The following is a 17405-nucleotide window of genomic DNA, read 5'->3' as shown; positions in this document are numbered from 1 at the left end:
TCAGAGTCCGGGCTCCCCGTTCCCCCCGAACGAGGTGCGCAGCGACGAGTCGGGAGAGGGTCCCCCTCAGACCGGCGGCCACGGGATCGACGGCCAGCCGCCGTGCGGCAGCGGGAAGTGGCCCTCGGACAGCAGTTCCTCGCAGCGCAGCTCGAAGGCGGCGACCTCGTCGTCGGTGAGCAGTCCCTCCAGTTCCCCGGAGGCGTCCAGCGCGGCGGTCACCAGCTCCCGTTCGGCAGCGGTCAGCTCCTCCCCCGCCCAGCCCCAGAGCACGGTCCGCAGCTTGGGTTCGGTGTTGAAGCTGACGCCGTGGTCCACACCCCAGACCTCACCGGGGGTACGCAGGACGTGCGCACCCTTGCGGTCGGCGTTGTTGATGATCGCATCGAACAGCGCCATCCGCCGCAGCGCCGGGTCATCGGCGTGCACCACGACCACCGGCCGGTCGTGCGGGTCGACGCCCTCGACCACCTCGAACCAGCCCTCGGGCACCTCGTCCTCGGGCACCAGGTCGACCAGATCGGCGAGCTGGTCGGGTTGTTCGATCCAGCACTGCAGGGAGCCCGCACCGAGCGGTCCCTCGATCACCACGGTCTCGGGGACCAGGTCGAATCCGGCCGCGGCCGAGATCTTGTACGCCGCCAGCTCACGTTGGGCGAGGGTGCCGTCGGGGAAGTCCCACAACGGCCGCTCCCCGCGTACCGGCTTGTAGACGCACAGTTCGGCCTCGCCACCGGCAGGGGTCAGCTCGCAGAGGAAGGTCGCGTTGGAGGCCTGCACCAGCCGGCCGGTGACGGTCAGCTCGGCGCCGGCGAGCCGGTCGGCGAACCCGGCCTCAGAAGAGCGGTCGACGGTAGCCATTGGCACGCGGGCAGATGTGTCCCTCGGGATCGATCGGCTGCAGGCAGAACGGGCAGGCGGGCCGGCCGGCGGCCACCAGTGCCTGGCTGCGGGCGACGAAGTCGCGGGCGACGGTCGGGCGGATCCGCACCACCAGCACCTCACCGGCGCGCTCGGCCTCGGCCTGCGCGGCCTGTTCGGCGGAGGTCTCGTCGTCGAGCTCGATCTCCTCCTCACCGTCGGTGACCGAGAACATCTCGATGACGATCCGCTGGTCGGAGGGATCCCAGGCGATGGTCATGGTGCCGACCCGGAACTCCTCGGTGATCGGCGCGTCCAGCGGCTCGTTGTCGTGGGCGACCTCGCGCTGCGGCGGGACCGGCACCATGCCACCGGAGAGCCGGCCGATCTCGCCGAGCACCCGGTCCAGATGCTCGGCCAGCACCGACACCTGCTGCTTCTCGCAGGAGACGCTGGTCAGCCGGTTCCCTTCGCGGGCCTGCAGGAAGAATGCGCGGTCACCCGGTTCGCCCACGGTGCCGGCGACGAACCGGTCGGGGGACTCGTAGCGATGCTCGACGATGGCCATGCGACAAGCCTACTCACCGGTCTCGGGGGTGCTCGCCCGAGCGCCGAGACCACCCCCGACGGCGGCATCGGTGTTGTTGTCGTCGTCCTCGGCGGGCACCAGGGGTGCCAGCTCGCCGGCGGTCGAGTTCATCGTCACCACATAGGGCCGGCTGGCGGTGTAGCGGATCACCGACACCGAGGCGGGGTCGACCATGATCCGCTGGAAGGAATCCAGGTGCAGCCCGAGCGCATCGGCGAGGATCGACTTGATCACATCCCCGTGCGAGACCGCCAGCCAGGCGGCCTTCTCGCCGTGCTCGGTGGCGATCCGGCGGTCCCAGCCGCGCACCGACTCGACCGCCCGGGCGTACATCTGGGTGAGTGCCTCCCCGCCGGGGAAGACGGCCGCCGACGGGTGCCGCTGCACGGTCTTCCACAGCTCGTTGCCGGCGAGCTCGGAGAGCTTGTGCCCGGTCCACTCGCCGTAGTCGCACTCGGTCAGCCCCGGTTCGAGCTGCGGGATCAGCTCCGGGGCCGGTTCGCGGCCGGCGAGCAGCAGCTCTGCGGTCTGCACGCAGCGGGTGATCGGCGAGCTGACGGCGGCGGCCAGCGGTACGCCGGCGAGCCGGGCGGCGGTCGCGCGGGCCTGCTCGCGTCCGATGTCGTCGAGTTCGACCCCCTCGGCGCGGCCGGCGAGCACACCGGCGGTGTTCGCGGTCGAGCGGCCGTGGCGGACCAGGAAGAGCGTGGTCATGGTTTCGACAATACCGACGGGTCGAGGTACTGCCCGCGCAGATGGATCGCCGGTTCCGCACCGGCCACGTCGAGCTGCTCGATCGCCGCGCGCACCAGCAGCGCCCAGCCGGCGTACGTCGGCTCGCCGATCACCCGGGCACCGAGCCACGGCACCCCCGCGAGCCGCGGCCCCCACTCGGTGTCCCGCCACTCCCCCATTCGGAACGGCCCGCCCGGTGCCGGCATGGTCCGGGCGAACGCCTCCGCGAGCGGCTCCTGCCTCGCCGGCAGCAGGTTCACCGACACCGTCCCGGTACGCCGCAGGGCGTCGACGAGTTCGGATTCTTCGTCCAGCAGGCCGAGCACCTCGGCCGGGCGTCCGCTCGCGCCGGGTGCCGCCCCATCGGCGATCAGCATCGAGGACACCGTCCAGCCCTCCCGATCGGTGCCCGAGCCGGTGGTCCAGACCGTCACCGGGGCGGCCAGCCGGCCGCGCAGCCGGCGTAGCGGATCACGGTCCGGTTCCGGGGTGGCGAAGGGGTGCTCATCGTGGATCGTCATGGCCCCATCCTGACCCGCCGCCGCGAAGGACGCTCCGCCCAGGGTCCGATCCTGCTGCGACCACGGGCCGGATTCGGCGCGCCACAACCCCGAATGGCGGTCACCGGGTGGTCACGGGGCCCTAGTGTGTCCGACGGCCCACACCCGGATCGAGGAGCAGACGAATATGGACTGGTTGGACGCGATCGTGCTGGGCATCGTGCAGGGACTGACCGAGTTCCTGCCGATCTCCTCCAGCGCGCACCAATCGATCGTGGGACAGCTGCTCGGCGGCATCGATCCGGGGGCGGCGTTCACCGCCATCACCCAGCTGGGCACCGAGACCGCGGTGGTGATCTATTTCGCCCGCGACATCGGCCGCATCATCAAGCACTGGGCGCTGTCGCTGATCGGGCGGGTGCCGCGGTCGGATCCCGACGCCCGTATGGGTTGGCTGATCATCATCGGGTCGATCCCGATCGGCATCCTCGGTGTGCTGTTCGAGAACGCGATCGACTCGAACCTGCGGAACCTGTGGATCACCGTGGCGATGCTGGCCGGGTTCGCGATCGTGATCGCGATCGCCGACCGGGTCGCCCGCAACGAGAAGACCCTGGACCAGCTGACCTGGCGCGACGGCATCCTCTACGGCCTCTTCCAGGCGATGGCGTTGATCCCCGGTGTCTCCCGCTCCGGTGGCACCATCGCCGGCGGCCTGTTCATGGGCTACACCCGCGAGGCCGCCGCCCGCTATTCCTTCCTGCTGGCCATTCCGGCGGTCTACCTGTCCGGGTTGTTCAAGCTCAAGGACGTCTTCGCCGAACCCGCCGCACCCTGGGGCCCGATCATCGTCGCCACCATCCTGGCGTTCGTGATCGGCCTGGCGGTGATCCACTGGCTGCTGCGTTACGTCAGCAAGCACAACTTCACCATCTTCGTGATCTACCGGCTGGTGCTGGCCGCCGTGGTCGCCGGGTTGCTGCTCGCCGGGGTGCTCCAGCCGATGGCGCAGGGGTGACGCGCGGGCGACTTCGTTAGGGTCACTGCTATGCAGACGCGCACGGTGGGCCGGTCCGGGCTGGAGGTTTCGGAGTTCGGTCTGGGCACGATGACCTGGGGCCGGGACACCTCACCCGAGCAGGCGGCGGAGCTGCTCGACTCCTTCGTCGAGGCCGGCGGCACGCTGATCGACACCGCGGCGGCGTACGGCGCCGGTGAGGCGGAACGGATGCTGGGCCGGTTGCTGCGGGACCGGGTACGCCGGGAGCGGCTGGTGCTGGCCACCAAGGCGGGATTCGTGCTGCGCAACGGACAGCGGACGGTGGACACCTCCGCCCGGGCCCTGCTGGCCGACCTCGACGGCTCGCTGCGCCGGCTCGGTACCGACCATCTGGACCTGTGGCAGGTGCACGCCTGGGGCACCGCGCCGATCGAGGAAACCCTGGCGGCACTGGATTTCGCGGTCTCCTCGGGCCGGGTCCGCTATGTCGGGGTGTCGAACTTCATCGGCTGGCAGACCGCCACCGCCGCGACCTGGCAGCGGGCCGTGCCGGGCCGGACGCCGATCGTGTCCAACCAGGTCGAGTATTCGCTGCTGGCCCGGCGTGCGGAGGTCGAGATCGCACCCGCGGTGCGCTCGGCGGGGATGGGGCTGTTCCCCTGGTCGCCGTTGGGCCGCGGGGTGCTCTCCGGCAAGTACCGGCACGGCATCCCGAAGGATTCCCGGGCCGCCTCGCACTTCGCCTGGTTCACCGAACCCTATCTGGACAAGCGATCCCGGGCGGTGGTCGAGGCTGTCGCCCGGGCCGCCGAGGGCCTCGAGCTGAGCCCGACCCAGGTCGCCCTGGCCTGGGTGCGGGATGCGCCGGGGGTCACCGCACCGCTGCTCGGTGCGCGGACCCCGCGGCAGCTGCAGGAGTGCCTGACCACCGTCGAGGTACGCCTGCCCGCCGAGATCACCGGCGCCCTGGACGACGTCTCCGGTGGACCGGCCCAGGGCCGCGACCGGAATCCGGAATGAGCGCCGGGGCGCCGGCGGTGGGTTGGCGGTCGCTGCTGACCCGCCGCGGCCGCCGGTCGGCGCCCCTGCGGCTGCGGGCCGCCGCCGCCCTGTCGGTGGTGGCGCTGCTGCATCTGCTCGGACTGGCGCTGCTCGGTGTCGGACTGGCCACCACCCCGGCCGGGGTGCTGACGCTCGGCATGGCCGGGTTCGCCTACACCCGTGGCTGGTTGCACAGCCTGGACGCCGACCATCTGGCGATGATCGACAACTCCACCCGCAAGTTCCTGGCCGAGGGGCACCGCCCGGCGGCGGTCGGGCTGGCCTTCTCCGGTGGCCACTCCACGGTCGTGGTGATCGCCGGGATCGCCGTGGTGGCAGGGGTTGGCTGGATCCGGGAGGCCGCCGATCCGGGCAGCGCGCTCGCCGGGCGGCTCGGGTTGATCGGCGGTCTGGTGTCGGCGGGTTACCTGCTGCTGGTGGCCGCCGCCAATCTGCCGACGCTGATCGCCGCCTGGCGGGACCACCGGACCTCCGGTGCCGCCGGTCCGCGGCCGCTGGGTTTGATGGGCCGGGTGCTGCGGGCGCCGCTGGCGCGGGTCCGGCATGCGGGGCACATCTACTGGTTCGGGGTGCTCTTCGGGCTGGGTTTCGACACCGCCTCGACGCTGTCGATCCTGATGCTCACCGCGGCCGCCGGGGTGGCCGGGGCCCCACCGCTGACGCTGCTCGCGCTGCCGTTGCTGTTCGCCGCGGGGATGACCCTGGGCGATTCGGTGAACCAGTTGCTGATGCTGCGGCTCTACACCGCCGCGGTCGCCGATCGCTCCCGGGCCCGGCTCAACCTGGTCGTCACGGCGATCTCGATCGGCGCGGCACTGGCCGTCGCGATCCTCACCCTGGCGGGGATCGCGGCCGAACACGGGTGGGCCGGCGGGGTGGTCACGGCGCTGGCCGAGGTGGACACCCAGTGGTGGGGTGTGGGGTTGCTGGCGGTGTTCGCGGTGGTGGCGGCGAGCTGGGCGCTGCGCCGGGGCTTCAGATCGTCGGACGCACCCGGATGATCTTGCGGCGCACCCAGACATCGCGGGTGCCGTCGCGGTAACGGCGCAGCCGGACCAGCTCCCAGCCGCCGTATTCGGCGCGGTCGGTGAGCAACCGGCGCACCGCGTTGCGGGACAGATCCGCGGGCAGGCGTACCTTCTGCTCCTCGTATTCGACCGGGGTACGCAGACTCATGCGATCTCCAGGCTCATGCGATTTCCAGGAAGTGGTCCAGCACCTTGGCGCCGAACTCGAGCGACTCGGTGGGTACCCGCTCGTCGACCCCGTGAAACATGCCGACGAAGTCCAGCTCCGGCGGCAGCTTCAGCGGCGCGAACCCGAAACAGCGTACGCCGAGCTTCGTCCAGGCCTTGGCATCGGTGCCGCCGCTCATCAGATAGGGCACCGCCCGGGCGCCGGAATCCTCGCTCTGCAAGGATTTCTGCATCGCGGTGACCAGATCGCCGGCGAACTCGGTCTCGATCGCCGGCTCGTGGATCACATATTCCATCCGGACCTTGTCGCCGAGCAGTTCCTTCATCGTCGCCAGGAACTCCTCCTCCGCACCGGGCACCACCCGGCCATCGACGCCGGCGGTCGCCTGCCCGGGGATCACGTTGACCTTGTAACCGGCCTCCAGCATCGTCGGGTTGGTGGTGTTGCCCATCGTGGCACCCACCATCCGGGAGATGGATCCCAACCGGGACAGGGTTTCCTCCACGTTGTCGGTGTCGATCCGGATCTCCAGCGCCTCCGAGACGGCGTCCAGGAAACCCTGCTGGGCCGGGGTGATCCGGTGCGGCCAGCGGTGGGCGCCGATCCGGGAGACCGCGGCGGCCAGCTCGGTGACCGCGTTCTGGTCGTTGCGCATCGACCCGTGGCCGGCGACCCCGTCGGCGATCAGCCGCAGCCAGGAGAGCCCCTTCTCCGCGGTCTGCACCAGATAGAGCCGCAGGTCGTCGCGGATCGTCAGCGAGAAACCACCGACCTCACCGATCGCCTCGGAACAGTCGGCGACGGTGTCGGGATGCCTGTCGGCGAGCCAGAGCGCGCCGAGCGACCCGCCCGCCTCCTCATCGGCGGTGAACACCAGCCGCAGTGGCCGCCGGGTCGGCCGGCCGGTGCGGACCCGGTCGCGGACCACGCTGAGCACCATCGCGTCGAAGTCCTTCATGTCCACCGCACCACGGCCCCAGATGCAACCGTCGCGGAGCTCCCCGGAGAGCGGGTCGACCTGCCAGTCGGCGGCATTGGCCGGGACCACGTCGGTGTGCCCGTGCACCAGCAGCGGTGGCAGGCTGGGATCGCAGCCCTCGGGCTCCCAGTGCGCGACCAGGGTGGTCCGCCCGGGCTCGGATTCGTAGAACTCACAACCGATGCCGACCTCGTCGAGCTTGCCGGCGACGTATTCGGCCGCCGCCCGCTCCCCCGGTCCGGAGCCGGTGCCGTCGTTGGTGGTGTCGATGCGGATCAGTTCGTGGCACAGCTGCACGACCTCGGCCTCGGGGGCCCGGTTCTGGTTGTTCATCGGTGGTGGTGTGCTCCTCAGCGGCTCAGGACGACCTTGAGCCGTCCGGTCTGCGGGACATTGGCGCGATCATAGGCGGTCTGCACCTGCTCGAGATCGTCGATGGAGAACTTGTCGGTGGTCAGATTGGTCGCCAGCTCCGGGTCGGCCGCCAGGTAGTCATCGGCGGCCTTCAGCATCCGCTGGTGCTCCCGGGTCAGCCCGGAGACCAGGGTCAGATCCTTGTGCTGGAAGTCGAAGTAGTTCAGCGACTGGGCGGGATCATCGGGTACGCCGAAGCCGAAGACCAGGCCGCCGCTGCGGACGGCGGTGATCGCGTCGTTGAGGGTGTAGGAGTTGTGGCCCACCGCCTCGACGATCAGATCGGGGCGGTCCGCGTCGTCGATCCGGGTGGCCCAGTAGTGGCTGTTCAGCTGCAGGAACTCATCGACCCCGAAGGCCGCGGCGGCCTGGGAGTGGTCGATCGGGTCGACACCGGTCACGTGGGCCGCACCGGCCTCGGAGATCAACCGGGCGAACATCAGCCCGATCGGTCCCTGGCCGAGCACCGCGACGCGCTTGCCGCGGAGATCGCCGAGCCGCTCGACGGCGTACAGGACGCAGGCCAGCGGTTGCAGGTTGATCGCCACATCCGGGCTCCAGCGCCGGTCGTAGCCGAACACCTCGTCACCCTCGGTGATCAGGTAGGGCCGCAGCCCCTGGAAGTTGAGCGACCAGCCGACCACCAGATCGCCCTGCCGGTGCTGCGGGTGCCGGCTCGCGACGACCTCGCCGAGCACCTCGTGCATCGGCGTACCGGGGGTGGAGACGTAACCGGGATTGGGCTTGCCGAAGTCGCGGCCGCCGACCACCACGGTGCCGATGTTGCCGCGGAAGTAGGGGATGTCGCTGCCGCAGATGCCGCCGGTCACCATCTTCAGCAGCACCTCACCCTCACCCACATCGTCCGGGGTGGGACGCGGGACCTCGTCCGGGGCGAACCGCATCGGCACCTGCAGGGAGAAGGTCGGCATCATCGCATCGCTCATCCCCCCAGTCTGCCGCGTGCGGCTATCGCTTCGACGCACGGTCCAAAGATTGCTATAGTTTCTGCGCTGTGCCGACGAGTCGGCGGACACCCTGTCCGGGTGGCGGAATAGGTAGACGCGCTAGCTTGAGGTGCTAGTGCCCGTTATAGGGCGTGGAGGTTCAAGTCCTCTCTCGGACACCATCGATGAGCCCCGCTCGACCACTGGTCGGGCGGGGCTTTCTCGTTCTTTGGGGTGCTCCCGCGACGCCCCTCCGCCATCCATCGAATCCTCGGTGCATCCCGCTCCCCCTGGAGGGTTAGGGGTATGCACGGACGGTTCGATGGATCGCGGGATCGCGCGAGGGGGGTACGCCGGCCGTCGGTCAGGAGCGCTGGTTGGTGGTCATCTGCGCCGGTACCACCCAGCGGTCGAAGTCCTCACCGCTGAGCCCCTCGGCCAGCGCGGCCTCGCGCAGGGTGCTGCCCTCGGCGTGGGCGCGCTTGGCGATCTTGGCGGCCCGGTCGTAGCCGATGTGCGGGTTCAGGGCGGTGACCAGCATCAGGTTGGAGTCCAGGTTCTGCTGGATCCGCTCGTGATTGGGTTCGATGCCGACCGCGCAGTGCTCGGTGAACGAGCGGCAACCGTCGGCCAGCAACCGGATGCTCTCCAGCACCGCGTGCACCATCACCGGCTTGTAGACGTTCAGCTCGAAGTTGCCCTGGCTGCCGGCGAAGGCGACCGTGGCGTCATTGCCGAAGACCCGGGTGGAGACCATCGTCAACGCCTCGGCCTGGGTCGGATTGACCTTGCCCGGCATGATCGAGGAACCCGGCTCGTTGGCCGGGATGATCAGCTCACCGATCCCGTTGCGCGGCCCGGACGCCAGCCAGCGGACGTCGTTGGCGACCTTCATCGCCGCCCCGCCGAGGGTCCGCAACGCGGCACTCACCCCGACCAGCCCGTCGTGCGCGGAGAGCGCGGCGAACAGATTGGCCGCCTGCCGGAACTCGAAACCGGTCTCGGCGGAGATCTCGGCCGCGGCCTTCGCCCCGAAGTCGGGATGCGCGTTCAGCCCGGTACCGACCGCGGTGCCGCCGATCGCCAGCTCCCGCACCCCGTCCTCGCTGCGGCGTACCGCCTCCAGCGCCGCATCCAACTGGGCCACCCAGCCGGAGATCTCCTGGCCCAGGGTGATCGGGGTGGCGTCCTGCAGGTGGGTCCGCCCGACCTTGACCACGTCGGTGAACTCCTCGGCCTTCGCGGCGAGCACGTCCCGCAGCCGCTGGACCGCCGGATAGAGCCGCTCGTTGAGTTCCAGCACCACCGCGATGTGCATCGCGGTCGGGAAGGTGTCGTTGCTGGACTGGCCGCGGTTCACATGATCGTTGGGGTGCACCGGCGACTTCTCACCGCGCCGGCCGCCGGCGAGCTCGCTGGCCAGGTTGGCGATCACCTCGTTGGCGTTCATGTTGGACTGGGTGCCCGAACCGGTCTGGAACACCACCAGCGGGAACTCCTCGTCCCGCTCCCCCGCGATCACCTCATCGGCCGCCCGCTCGATCCACGTCGCCAGCTCACCGTCCAGCTCGCCCAGCTCGGCGTTCGCCTTCGCGGCGCTCTTCTTCAGGATGCCGAGGGAACGGATGATGGGCCGTCCCCAGACGAATGCGGGTACGCCGATGTCGAAGTTTTCCTTGCTGCGTTCGGTCTGCGCGCCCCAGTAGTGGTCGGCGGGGACCTCGATCTCGCCGATGGAGTCGCGTTCGGTGCGGGTCTTTTCGCTCATGGGTCAAAACTACGCCCAGCAGTTCAGCGCGCCGCCGCGGCCGTGCGGCATGATGCGGCCATGACCAACGGCGGCCGGCAGGTTGCGGGGCGGGTCGACGGCCGGGTGCCGGCGATCGACGTGACCCGCTATCTGGCGTTGCTGGGCATCATGGCCAACCATGTCTGGGCCGTCGGCCCGGTCGTCGGCGCGCTGTGGGATCTGCACGCGATCGCGTTCGTCTGGCTGATCGGGGTCGGCTCCTCCTATGCCATTCCCGGTCCCGGTCGGCCCGGTCGGGGCCGGGCCGTCGCCGCGGCGGTGCTGCGCGCGGTGGTGCTGGCCGCGGCCGGGTGGACCCTGGAGGACCTGCAGGCCGGTGCGGTCGCGGTGGTGCTGGTGCGGCTGGCCCTGATCACCGCCCTGGTCGCCCCGATCTCGCTGCTGCCGGATCGCTGGCTGCCGCCGGTGGCGCTGGCGATCGGATTCGGCAGCACCGCCGTCGGCTGGTGGTTGATGCGCAACAGGCCCGGCTGGTTCGACACCGCCAGCGCCACCGGCGGCTGGTCGGCGGTGCTGCACCCGGGCACCTGGCCGTATCTGCTGTTCCACCCCTACTATCCGGTGCTGCCCTGGCTCGCGATCGCGGTGCTCGGGGTCTGGCTCGGGCGGCGGCTGCGCTTCGACGACCCCGCGGATCTGCGCCGGTTGGCGGTCGGCGGGGTGCTGCTGGCCGGTGCCGCGCTGCTGGTCACCGCGGTGTTGGTGAGCCTGTTCGGCCGGCCCGATCCCTACACGCTGCCCGGGGTCTCGGACGGCGAGTTCCCCACCCTCACCCAGACCTGGCAGTGGTTGCTGGTGATCGGGCCCTATCTGCCGTCGGTGCCCAGCCTGTTGTTCTCCACCGGGGTGGTGCTGGTGCTCACCGCCGGGATCGCGGCGGTCTGCCGGTGGCTCGGTGCGGCCAGTCCGGCGGTGCGGGTGGCGGCGATCGCCGGATCGATGACGTTCACCGGTTATTTCGTGCACGTGCTGCTGGTCCGGGCCGGCCGCTGGGGCGTCCGCGCGGGGTTGCTGCCCGGCAGCCCACTGCTGCACTGGCTGGCCCAGGTGATCCTGCTGACCGCGGGGCTGTGGGCCTGGCATCGCTGGGTACCCGGTCGGCTCGGCAAGGGGCCGCTGGAGTGGGCCTCCCGGGCGTTCGCCTCGTTGGTGCTGCGGATGGTGGAGCGACGCGCGGCCCAGGAATGACCATTCCATGATCATTGCTGGCGGCGGCGTGGTTGCCCGGTTCAGCCCGCGCCGTATCGGGCGGCCAGCGCGGCGGCCCGCTCCCCCAGCCGCGCCCGGATCTCGGTCGGGGCAAGGATCTCGGCCGCGGCGCCGAGCTGCCAGAGCGCCCATTCGGCGTGCCGGAAGTCGGAGAAACTCGCCGCCAGCTCCGCCTCGCCGCACTCGGTGACCGACGACGCGGTGGCCGCGAGCTGGTCGCGGCACCCGGGATCGAGCCGCAGCCGGACCACCAGCTGCTCCCCACCGGTGCGGAACCGTTCGCTGCGTTCGGCCCAGGCACGTTCCAGGTCGACCCGTTCGGGGCGCCGGGCCGGTTCGTCGAGGGCGCGGGCGTCGTCGATGCGGGCCAGCCGGTAGGTGCGATCGGCCCCGTCGCGGGTGGCCAGCAGATAGCCCTGTCCCCGGACCGTGACCAGGCCGATCGGATCGACGGTGCGCCAACCGGGCGCCCGGTCCGCCGCTGCGGCGTACCGGATCTGCAGGCGGAGCCCGGCCAGCACCGCCCGGCGCACCGCCGCGAGGATGCGCTCGTCGACCTCCTCCACCGCCTGGCGGCGGGCCAGCAGATCGTGTTCCGGGTCGATCAGCAACCGCTCGGCGACGGCGACCGCGGCGCCCCGCTGCGCCTCGGGCAGGGCGTCGACGACCTTGAGCATCGCCGCGGCCAGTGCGGAGCCGAGCCCCAGGGACTGGACACCGCGGCGCGAACCGGCGACCAGCAGCGCGAGCGCCTCGTCGTGGGTCAACCCGGTCAGGTCGGTGCGGAAGTCCGGCAGCAGCGCGAACCCGCCGTAGCGGCCGCGTTCGGCGTACACCGGCACACCCGCGGCCGAGAGCGCCTCGATGTCGCGCAGCACGGTGCGGGTGGAGACCTCCAGCTCGTCGGCCAGGGTGGCGGCCGAGAGCTGCCCGCGCTGGCGCAGCAGCAGCACCAGGGAGACCAACCGATCGGCGCGCATCCGGACTTCCTCTCAGCAATCACGACAACAGGTGGCGTGATTCGCGGTCAGGCTCGGGTCCAGCACTACTGCGAACCACGAATGGAGATTTCCCATGGAACGTACCGCGATCAACCCGGTGAGCTGGTCCCTCGAGCTGGGTTTCAACCAGGGCGAGCTGGTCACCGGACCGACCCGCACCCTGCACTGCTCCGGGCAGACCGCCATGAGCAGTGACGGAAAACCCATGCACGAAGGAGATCCGGCCGCCCAGCTGGGGTTGGCGACCGACAATCTGGAGGCCGTGCTGGCCGAGGCCGGCATGTCCCTGGCGAACCTGGTGCGGTTGAACGTCTACACCACCGATGTCGACGGGCTGTTCCCGCACTACGGTGTGCTCGCCGCCCGGCTCGGTGCCGCCGGGGTGGCACCGGCGACCACCATGCTCGAGGTGACCCGGTTGGCGATCCCCGGGCAGCTCGTCGAGCTGGAGGGCACCGCCGTCGCCTGATGCCGGTGCCCCGGCGGCACGGGGTGCTGCTTGACTGGTGGGCGTCCATGCACCGACGCCGAGGATGACGATGACCACCGAGCAGCACCCCGTGACCGCCGCAGATCTCACCCTGGAAGAAAAGGCGTCGCTGACCAGCGGCCTCGACTTCTGGCACCTGAAGGGCATCGAACGCCTCGGCGTACCGTCGATCATGGTCACCGACGGGCCGCACGGACTGCGCAAGCAGGCCGGCCGCGGGGACCACCTCGGGCTCGGGCAGAGCGTGCCCGCCACCTGCTTCCCGCCGGCGGTCGGGCTCGGCTCGTCCTGGGACGACGAGCTGATCGAACGGGTCGGCCGGGCCCTGGGGGTGGAGACCTCGATCGAGGACGTCGCGGTGCTGCTCGGTCCCGGCATCAACATCAAGCGCTCCCCGCTGTGCGGACGCAATTTCGAGTACGCCTCGGAGGACCCGATCGTCTCCGGGGGTTACGGGACCGCGCTGGTCAGGGGCATCCAGTCCCAGGGTGTCGGCACCTCGCTCAAGCACTTCGCGGCCAACAACCAGGAGACCGACCGGCTGCGCTCCAGCTCCGATGTCGACCCGCGCCCGCTGCGCGAGATCTATCTGCGGGGCTTCCAGCGGGTGGTCACCGACGCGCAGCCGTGGACGGTGATGTGCTCCTACAACAGGATCAACGGCGTGTACGCCTCGGAGGACCCGTGGCTGCTCACCGAGGTGCTGCGCGACGAATGGGGTTTCACCGGGCTGGTCGTCTCCGACTGGGGCGCGGTCAACGACCGCGTGGTGGGACTGCCGGCCGGGCTGGATCTGGAGATGCCGGCCAGTGGCGGGCGTACCGATGCCCAGCTCGTCGCCGCCGTGCGGGACGGTTCGTTGGACGAGCGAGCCCTCGATCTGGCCGCCGACCGGGTGTTGGAACTGATCCGCCGCGCCCGGGCCGGTGCCGGCGCGGCGACCGGGCCGCTCGATGTCGACGCCCATCACGCGCTGGCCCGCGAGGCCGCCGGCCGCTCGATCGTGCTGCTGCGCAACGAGGGCGGGTTGCTGCCACTGGCCACCGACGCGAAGCTCGCGGTGATCGGCGCCTTCGCCGAGCAGCCGCGCTACCAGGGCGCGGGCTCCTCGCTGATCAACCCGACCCGGTTGGACAAGGCGCTGGCGGAGATCCGCGCCCTGGCCACCGGCGAGGTGGGATATGCACCCGGTTTCGACCTGGCCGGGGAGGCCGACACCGGCCGGCGGACCGCGCTGCGGGAGGAGGCGGTGGCCGCCGCCGAACAGGCGGAGACCGTCGTGCTCTTCCTCGGACTGCCCGCCCGGTTGGAGTCGGAGGGTTACGACCGCACCGACATCGATCTGCCGGCCGACCAGCTGGAGCTGCTCGATGCGGTGCTGGCGGTGAATCCCAACGTGGTGGTGGTGCTGTCCAACGGCGGTGTGGTCGCGCTGCCGTTCGCCGACCGGGTACCGGCGATCCTGGAGGGCTGGTTGCTCGGCCAGGCCGGCGGTGGCGCGACCGCGGATGTGCTCTTCGGCCGGGTGAACCCCTCGGCCAAGCTCACCGAGACCATCCCGGTGCGGCTCGCCGACACCCCGGCGTACCTGGACTTCGGCGGTGACTTCTCCCATGTCCGCTACGGCGAGGGGCTGTTCGTCGGTTACCGCTGGTATGACGCCAAGGGCCTCGAGGTCGCCTACCCCTTCGGGCACGGACTGTCCTACACCACCTTCGAGCACGGCACACCGACCGCGGAGGTGACCGCCGAGGGCGATCTCGCGGTGCGGGTGAGCGTGCGCAATACCGGCCCGGTCGCCGGCCGCGAGGTGGTGCAGGTCTACAGCTCGCTGCCGGGTTCGGCGGTGCAGCGCCCGCCGCGGGAGCTGAAGGCGTACGCCTCGGTGCCGCTGGGAGCCGGTGAGTCGCAGGAGGTGAGGCTGACGATCCGGCGCGCGGACCTGGCGTACTGGCACGTGCTCGCCGATCGCTGGGTCGTCGAGGGCGGTGACTACCTGCTCGAGGTCGGCGCATCCAGCCGCGACCTGCGCGGTGCGGTGACGGTGGCCGTCGCCGGTGACGAGGTGGTGCTGCCGCTGACCCGGAACTCCACCATCGGTGAGGCGCTGGACCATCCGGTCGCCGGCGAGCGGATGCAGGAGCTGCTCACCCCGCTGATGGCCGATCTGGGTGAGCTGTCGGCGATCGTCCCCGACGAGGAGGCGGCCGCGGCGATGCTGCTGGGCTCCCCGCTGCGCTCGGTCGCGGTGTTCAGCCGGAACGGGCTCGACCTGGCCGAGCTCGAGCAGCTCATCGCCAGCACCCACGAGGGCGCGACCTCCTGACCCCACCCGCGATCCATCGAATCCTCGCTGCATCCCACTCCCCCTGCAGCACTGGGGAGATGCACCCAGGGTTCGATGGATCGCAGCACCCGGGTGATATGGTTAGTTACGCTAACTATCATTCCGGGTGCGATTGACGAGGGAACGGTGCCACAGCGACCACGACTGGCCCATGAACTGCGAGTGGCGTGCATGCGGATCGCCCGGCGGGCGCGGCAGGAGTCCGGCGGCCTCGCCCCGCACCTGTTCGCCGCGCTGGCACCGCTGGAGGTCGAACCGCGGACGGCGACCTGGCTGGCGGCCCGTGAGCAGGTCAGCAACGCCTCGATGTCGCGGACGGTCAAGGAACTCGAGTCGCTCGGCTTCCTCCGGCGCAGCGAGCATCCCACCGACGGCCGGCAGCGGGTGCTGACCATGACCCCCGCCGGACGCGAGGCGATCGCCGAGTCGCGGCGCCGGCGTACCAGCTGGATGAACCGGCAGCTCGAGGACTGCACCGCCGAGGAGCTCGAGGTGCTCACCGCCGCCACCGCGATCCTGACCCGGATGACCGAACGGCCCGCCGCGACCACGCAGTCGGCCGGAGGTGGCCGGTGACCGTCTTCTCCTCCCTCGGCGTCCCCAACTACCGGCAGTACTTCTTCGGCATCCTGACCTCCAATGCCGGCACCTGGATGGCGCGTACCGCGCAGGCCTGGCTGGTGCTGGTGGTGCTCACCGATCACGACGCCCAGGCGCTCGGGGTGGTGACCGGGCTGCAGTTCCTGCCGATCCTGCTGTTCAGCACCCTCGGCGGGGCGCTCGCGGACCGCTTCCCCAAGCGGCTGCTGATGATCTGCACCCAGACCACGATGGCGCTGAACGCGGTGCTGCTGGGTGCGCTGGTGCTCAGCGGGCACGTCCAGCTCTGGCACGTCTATGTCTGCGCGATGATCGACGGCACCGCGGCCGCGATCGACAACCCGGCCCGGCAGTCCTTCGTCTCCGAGCTGGTACCGACCGAGCAACTGTCCAACGCGATCGGGCTGAACTCGGCCTCGTTCAACGCGGCGCGACTCGTCGGCCCCGGGTTGGCCGGGCTGCTGATCGCCGCCTTCGGCACCGGTCCGGTGTTCTGGATCAACGCCGGCACCTTCATCGCGGTGATCCTGGCGCTGGCCACGCTGCGCACCGACCAACTCTCCCCCGCGCCCCGGGCGAAGGGGCGCGGCGGTGTACGCGAGGGGCTGCGCTATGTCCGGCAGCGACCGTATCTGCTGCTGATCATGGTGGTCGCGGCGGTGGTCGGGCTGTTCGGGATGAACTACCAGCTGACCAACGTGATGATGTCCACGATGGTCTTCGGCCGGGGTGCCGCCGAATACGGCATGCTCGGGTCGGTGATGGCGATCGGCTCGCTGACCGCGGCGCTGCTCGCCGCCCGCCGGGCCCGGCCGCGGTTGCGGCTGCTGATGGGGGCGCTGGCGATCTTCGTGGTGAGCACCCTGCTGAGCGCGATCGCACCCAACTTCTGGATCTTCGTGCTGCTGCTGATCCCCTCCGGGCTGGCCGGGATCACGGTGATGATCACCTGCAACTCGCTGCTCCAGCTGACCGCCGACCCGCGCTACCGGGGCCGGGTGATGGCGCTCTACATGCTGGTGTTCATGGGCACCACACCGATCGGCGCACCGGCACTGGGCTGGGTCGGCCAGCATCTGGGCGCCCGCTGGACGCTCGGCATCGGCGGCATCGCGATGGCGATCACCTGGATCGCGATCGCGATCTACCTGGCGCGCACCGAGAACGTCCGGGTCCGGCTCGACCTGCACCACCGGCCCTTCGTGGTGCTGCGCCGCGGCCGGATCACCGAGGACACCGGCGAGGAATTCGCCTGACGGTGCACGGACGGGACGCGGGCGGGAGGCTCAGCCTCAACCTCAAGTCAACAGGTGACGAATTGCGGTTCCGGCGGCCATACTGACGCGCGGCCAGAGTTTCTTCCTCCACCCGAAGGGTTCCACCCCATGCTCTCCCGCCGACTCGCCCCCTTGCCGGGCTCTCGGGGCTGATCCTGCTCGCCGGCCTGACACCGGCGTACGCCGCCCCCACCAAGACCCCCACCCCGACGAAGACCGCCACCCCCGCGGCCTCGGCCACACCGACCCCGGGCAAGCCGACCGCCACGCCCAGCCCCCGAAGGTCCGGTACGCCGGCCAGCGGCCGATCGGGCAGGACCGCGCTGACCCAGCTGCCGGTCCCCGCGCTCGAGCGCGCCAACGCCCCGCGTATCGAATCCGGTGGCC

The 17405-nt window shown here is 70.8% G+C and carries 17 protein-coding genes and 1 tRNA gene; 9 read left to right on the top strand and 9 right to left on the bottom strand.

From position 1 onward, the window contains the following. Positions 1-66: 66 nt before the first annotated feature. From C8D81_RS02160 to C8D81_RS02145, 4 genes are read right to left on the bottom strand one after another with little or no spacing between them, the layout of a single operon-like run. The gene (locus C8D81_RS02160) at positions 67-861 is read right to left on the bottom strand and encodes an SCO1664 family protein (protein WP_094400781.1); all 795 of its coding nucleotides are present in this window, start codon (positions 859-861) and stop codon (positions 67-69) included. Next, on the bottom strand, positions 836-1429 hold the full coding sequence (locus C8D81_RS02155; RefSeq protein WP_094356222.1) for a DUF3090 domain-containing protein: 594 nt from the start codon (positions 1427-1429) through the stop codon (positions 836-838). Before C8D81_RS02155 ends, C8D81_RS02160 begins: the two co-directional genes overlap by 26 nt. Before the next feature lie 9 nt (positions 1430-1438). Then, positions 1439-2164, bottom strand: coding sequence for a histidine phosphatase family protein (locus C8D81_RS02150; RefSeq protein ID WP_094400779.1), 726 nt, complete (start codon positions 2162-2164; stop codon positions 1439-1441). After that, on the bottom strand, positions 2161-2706 hold the full coding sequence (locus C8D81_RS02145; RefSeq protein WP_133625471.1) for a flavin reductase family protein: 546 nt from the start codon (positions 2704-2706) through the stop codon (positions 2161-2163). Before C8D81_RS02145 ends, C8D81_RS02150 begins: the two co-directional genes overlap by 4 nt. Before the next feature lie 166 nt (positions 2707-2872). On the opposite strand from C8D81_RS02145, the gene C8D81_RS02140 reads away from it, so the two are divergent. From C8D81_RS02140 to C8D81_RS02130, 3 genes are read left to right on the top strand one after another with little or no spacing between them, the layout of a single operon-like run. Next, positions 2873-3703: an undecaprenyl-diphosphate phosphatase gene (locus C8D81_RS02140; RefSeq protein ID WP_133625470.1), complete on the top strand. Its 831-nt coding sequence runs from the start codon at positions 2873-2875 to the stop codon at positions 3701-3703. A gap of 30 nt (positions 3704-3733) precedes the next feature. Further along, on the top strand, positions 3734-4705 hold the full coding sequence (locus tag C8D81_RS02135; protein WP_094356226.1) for an aldo/keto reductase: 972 nt from the start codon (positions 3734-3736) through the stop codon (positions 4703-4705). Continuing rightward, a complete protein-coding gene (locus tag C8D81_RS02130) occupies positions 4702-5748 on the top strand; it encodes a HoxN/HupN/NixA family nickel/cobalt transporter (protein ID WP_133625469.1) in 1047 nt (348 codons plus the stop codon). The genes C8D81_RS02135 and C8D81_RS02130 overlap by 4 nt, the downstream gene beginning before the upstream one ends. Here the strand turns inward: C8D81_RS02130 and C8D81_RS02125 are convergent. Genes C8D81_RS02125 through C8D81_RS02115 form a run of 3 tightly spaced genes read right to left on the bottom strand, consistent with a single transcriptional unit; the run spans position 5723 to position 8284 of the window. Then, a complete protein-coding gene (locus C8D81_RS02125) occupies positions 5723-5923 on the bottom strand; it encodes a DUF5703 family protein (RefSeq protein WP_094356228.1) in 201 nt (66 codons plus the stop codon). The genes C8D81_RS02130 and C8D81_RS02125 overlap by 26 nt on opposite strands. Positions 5924-5936: 13 nt before the next feature. Continuing rightward, positions 5937-7256 carry a M20/M25/M40 family metallo-hydrolase gene (locus tag C8D81_RS02120; RefSeq protein ID WP_094424863.1) on the bottom strand — a complete coding sequence of 440 codons (1320 nt, stop codon included), beginning with the start codon at positions 7254-7256 and terminating at the stop codon, positions 5937-5939. 17 nt (positions 7257-7273) lie between these two features. Next, entirely contained in the window at positions 7274-8284 is a 1011-nt protein-coding gene (locus tag C8D81_RS02115; RefSeq protein ID WP_094424861.1) for a zinc-binding dehydrogenase, read from the bottom strand. A gap of 93 nt (positions 8285-8377) precedes the next feature. On the opposite strand from C8D81_RS02115, the gene C8D81_RS02110 reads away from it, so the two are divergent. Continuing rightward, positions 8378-8466: transfer RNA gene (locus tag C8D81_RS02110), tRNA-Leu, on the top strand. Between the two features lie 182 nt (positions 8467-8648). Here C8D81_RS02110 and fumC read toward each other — a convergent pair. Further along, positions 8649-10052, bottom strand: a complete 1404-nt coding sequence (fumC, locus tag C8D81_RS02105) for a class II fumarate hydratase (RefSeq protein ID WP_094356231.1) — start codon at positions 10050-10052, stop codon at positions 8649-8651. 60 nt (positions 10053-10112) lie between these two features. Here fumC and C8D81_RS02100 point away from each other — a divergent pair, with 60 nt between their 5' ends. Further along, on the top strand, positions 10113-11282 hold the full coding sequence (locus tag C8D81_RS02100; RefSeq protein ID WP_094356232.1) for a DUF418 domain-containing protein: 1170 nt from the start codon (positions 10113-10115) through the stop codon (positions 11280-11282). A gap of 41 nt (positions 11283-11323) precedes the next feature. On the opposite strand, the gene C8D81_RS02095 is transcribed toward C8D81_RS02100, so the two are convergent. Beyond that, on the bottom strand, positions 11324-12283 hold the full coding sequence (locus C8D81_RS02095) for a helix-turn-helix transcriptional regulator (protein WP_094356233.1): 960 nt from the start codon (positions 12281-12283) through the stop codon (positions 11324-11326). A gap of 94 nt (positions 12284-12377) precedes the next feature. Between C8D81_RS02095 and C8D81_RS02090 the strand changes: the two genes are divergently transcribed. From C8D81_RS02090 to C8D81_RS02075, 4 genes are all read left to right on the top strand, one after another. After that, the gene (locus tag C8D81_RS02090) at positions 12378-12773 is read left to right on the top strand and encodes a RidA family protein (RefSeq protein WP_094356234.1); all 396 of its coding nucleotides are present in this window, start codon (positions 12378-12380) and stop codon (positions 12771-12773) included. 70 nt (positions 12774-12843) lie between these two features. After that, complete coding sequence (locus C8D81_RS02085) at positions 12844-15120, top strand: glycoside hydrolase family 3 C-terminal domain-containing protein (RefSeq protein ID WP_094356235.1); 2277 nt, start codon at positions 12844-12846, stop codon at positions 15118-15120. 192 nt (positions 15121-15312) lie between these two features. Beyond that, entirely contained in the window at positions 15313-15717 is a 405-nt protein-coding gene (locus C8D81_RS02080; RefSeq protein WP_166646636.1) for a MarR family winged helix-turn-helix transcriptional regulator, read from the top strand. Continuing rightward, positions 15714-16997, top strand: coding sequence for an MFS transporter (locus tag C8D81_RS02075; RefSeq protein WP_094356237.1), 1284 nt, complete (start codon positions 15714-15716; stop codon positions 16995-16997). The genes C8D81_RS02080 and C8D81_RS02075 overlap by 4 nt, the downstream gene beginning before the upstream one ends. Positions 16998-17405 lie beyond the last annotated feature (408 nt).

Source organism: Enemella evansiae (genome assembly GCF_004362375.1).
Taxonomy (GTDB): domain Bacteria; phylum Actinomycetota; class Actinomycetes; order Propionibacteriales; family Propionibacteriaceae; genus Enemella; species Enemella evansiae.
The sequence above is the reverse complement of the archived record's forward strand: the minus strand, read 5'-3'. Positions and strand labels throughout refer to the sequence as shown.

What these genes read in the sequence shown, in the direction of transcription:
- C8D81_RS02160 (WP_094400781.1), bottom strand. Translation starts at nt 861, where the DNA reads ATGGCTACCGTCGACCGCTCTTCTGAGGCCGGGTTCGCCGACCGGCTC.
- C8D81_RS02155 (WP_094356222.1), bottom strand. Translation starts at nt 1,429, where the DNA reads ATGGCCATCGTCGAGCATCGCTACGAGTCCCCCGACCGGTTCGTCGCC.
- C8D81_RS02150 (WP_094400779.1), bottom strand. Translation starts at nt 2,164, where the DNA reads ATGACCACGCTCTTCCTGGTCCGCCACGGCCGCTCGACCGCGAACACC.
- C8D81_RS02145 (WP_133625471.1), bottom strand. Translation starts at nt 2,706, where the DNA reads ATGACGATCCACGATGAGCACCCCTTCGCCACCCCGGAACCGGACCGT.
- C8D81_RS02140 (WP_133625470.1), top strand. Translation starts at nt 2,873, where the DNA reads ATGGACTGGTTGGACGCGATCGTGCTGGGCATCGTGCAGGGACTGACC.
- C8D81_RS02135 (WP_094356226.1), top strand. Translation starts at nt 3,734, where the DNA reads ATGCAGACGCGCACGGTGGGCCGGTCCGGGCTGGAGGTTTCGGAGTTC.
- C8D81_RS02130 (WP_133625469.1), top strand. Translation starts at nt 4,702, where the DNA reads ATGAGCGCCGGGGCGCCGGCGGTGGGTTGGCGGTCGCTGCTGACCCGC.
- C8D81_RS02125 (WP_094356228.1), bottom strand. Translation starts at nt 5,923, where the DNA reads ATGAGTCTGCGTACCCCGGTCGAATACGAGGAGCAGAAGGTACGCCTG.
- C8D81_RS02120 (WP_094424863.1), bottom strand. Translation starts at nt 7,256, where the DNA reads ATGAACAACCAGAACCGGGCCCCCGAGGCCGAGGTCGTGCAGCTGTGC.
- C8D81_RS02115 (WP_094424861.1), bottom strand. Translation starts at nt 8,284, where the DNA reads ATGAGCGATGCGATGATGCCGACCTTCTCCCTGCAGGTGCCGATGCGG.
- fumC (WP_094356231.1), bottom strand. Translation starts at nt 10,052, where the DNA reads ATGAGCGAAAAGACCCGCACCGAACGCGACTCCATCGGCGAGATCGAG.
- C8D81_RS02100 (WP_094356232.1), top strand. Translation starts at nt 10,113, where the DNA reads ATGACCAACGGCGGCCGGCAGGTTGCGGGGCGGGTCGACGGCCGGGTG.
- C8D81_RS02095 (WP_094356233.1), bottom strand. Translation starts at nt 12,283, where the DNA reads ATGCGCGCCGATCGGTTGGTCTCCCTGGTGCTGCTGCTGCGCCAGCGC.
- C8D81_RS02090 (WP_094356234.1), top strand. Translation starts at nt 12,378, where the DNA reads ATGGAACGTACCGCGATCAACCCGGTGAGCTGGTCCCTCGAGCTGGGT.
- C8D81_RS02085 (WP_094356235.1), top strand. Translation starts at nt 12,844, where the DNA reads ATGACCACCGAGCAGCACCCCGTGACCGCCGCAGATCTCACCCTGGAA.
- C8D81_RS02080 (WP_166646636.1), top strand. Translation starts at nt 15,313, where the DNA reads ATGCGGATCGCCCGGCGGGCGCGGCAGGAGTCCGGCGGCCTCGCCCCG.